A 2,027-nucleotide genomic window follows, 5' to 3' on the forward strand; every position below is an offset into this window, starting at 1 on the left:
ATCTTCTATAAGGCATGTACTATTTTAAAATAAAAATTAAATTTTTTATTTTTCAATTTATATTAATGTACTGTTTGTCCATAAAAATACCAACTTTTTTAATTTCTTCTACACTATTTATAAAGGCTTTTAAAATTTCTTTATATTCTTCTTTATCATAACAACAAGCTTCCATATGCTTTGCACCTTCTACCAAATATAACCTATCTTTTTGTCCATTTTTTTTATCATACATTCTTTTAGTCATCCATGCTGGAACAGTTCTGTCTGATGTTCCATGAATAAATAAGGTTGGAACTTCACTATTTATAATAATCTCTTCTGGAGAAATAGTGTTTAAATCAAATCCATATTTAAATTTTATTTTCAATCTAACCAAATCATAAAATGGCCAAACTGGAACTTTTGCTTGTTTAAACTGAAATTCTACAGCTTCTTTAGCTGTGGTGAAACCACAATCTTCTATTATAAAAGCAATATCTTTTGGGTGTGATCCTCCATATAACATAACTGTTGCTGCTCCCATAGATTGTCCATGTAATCCTATGTATAAATCTTCTCCTTTATTCTTTTTTAACCATTTCACCCATAAATATAAATCCTTAGACTCATTATATCCGTAAGATGCATATTTCCCTTCACTTTCTCCATGACTTCTCATATCTATTAACAACAAATTAAATTTTTCTTCAATAAATCCATCAATAAATTGATATTCAACAAAATGATTAGCTGTATATCCATGATTCATTACCACTACTTTATTTGAATTTGGATATAAATTATAAAAATATCCCTTTAACTTTAATCCGTCATAACTATTTATAGTTATTTCTTCATAAGGTAACTTTTCATATTGGGTAAAATCTGTTTGAAATCTATTCCAAAGTTCTTTTATCATAGTTTTAGAATCTTTTCTTTTAGCCATTAAAACCATTTTAATTCCAAAGTTAATTACTAAATTTATTGCTATCAGTATAAATAAAACTAAAATAACAAACAATATTTTCCACATAATTGTCATCCCTTCTAAACTTATTTAATCTTATTATTTTTTATATTCTATAAAATCTCAATTAATCTTTATAAATGATTATATAAAATTAATTTACAAACAAAATTACTATATGTCATTGCTTATACAGACACATGCCCCTATAGATATAATTTAAACATGTTTATCTATATAAATAAAGGATTTTAATATATTTTCTCTTAATACTACATATAATAAAATAGACACATTATTACATTAAATTAATCATTACTCTACCAAAAACAAGTAGGTGACAAAATGAAATATATAATTTATGACTTAGAATTTAATCAATCTTATATACCTGATAAAGAAAAAATTAAAAATTCAAATTTTAAATTACCTTTTGAAATTATTCAAATAGGTGCAATAAAACTTGATGAAAGCCTAAATTTAATTTCAACTTTTAATTCTTTAATAAAACCAACATTATATACAAATGTTCATCCTTACGTAGAAAATTTAACAAAAATAACCAATGAGAAATTAAAATTTTGTAATAATTTTCTTACTGTTTATAATAAATTTTTAAACTTTATTGGTGAAAAAGATGTAGTAATATGTGTATGGGGATTAGCAGATATTAAAGAATTTTTAAGAAATTTAGAATTTCAAAAAATAAATACTAATTCATTTCCTAAAAATTATATAGATGTTCAAAACTGTACGTCTAAATATTTCAATGTACCTAAAGGCTCTAAAATAGGCTTAAAAAATGCAGTCCAATTACTTAATATACAAATAAAAAATGAATTTCATGATGCATTTAATGATGCATATTATACTACGGAAGTTTTTAAAAAAATTTATAAATCTATAAATTTAAATCCTATATTATATACTCCTAATAAATCTAAAAAAATTACTCAAATAAAAAAACAAATAAATACTAAAGCATTAATTAATCAGTTTAAAAAAATGTATAAAAGAAATCTATCTGCTGATGAAGAAGCTATGATAAAACTTGCTTATATTATGGGACGTACTAATC

At 22.9% G+C, this 2,027-nt stretch carries 2 protein-coding genes; one reads left to right on the top strand and one right to left on the bottom strand.

Annotated features, from left to right (window positions below; translation table 11 throughout):
* Window positions 1–52 precede the first annotated feature (52 nt).
* Window positions 53–1,015, bottom strand: coding sequence for an alpha/beta hydrolase (locus tag GBZ86_RS15365; protein WP_170272287.1), 963 nt, complete (start codon window positions 1,013–1,015; stop codon window positions 53–55).
* 279 nt (window positions 1,016–1,294) lie between these two features.
* On the opposite strand from GBZ86_RS15365, the gene GBZ86_RS15370 reads away from it, so the two are divergent.
* A partial coding sequence (locus GBZ86_RS15370) for a 3'-5' exonuclease (RefSeq protein WP_152892113.1) occupies window positions 1,295–2,027 on the top strand: 733 nt, incomplete at its 3' end.

Source organism: Clostridium tarantellae (assembly GCF_009295725.1).
GTDB classification, from domain to species: Bacteria; Bacillota; Clostridia; order Clostridiales; family Clostridiaceae; genus Sarcina; species Sarcina tarantellae.

Bases quoted from the DNA above. Each gene is read 5' to 3' on its own strand.
- GBZ86_RS15365 (WP_170272287.1), bottom strand. From the start codon at position 1,015: ATGTGGAAAATATTGTTTGTTATTTTAGTTTTATTTATACTGATAGCA.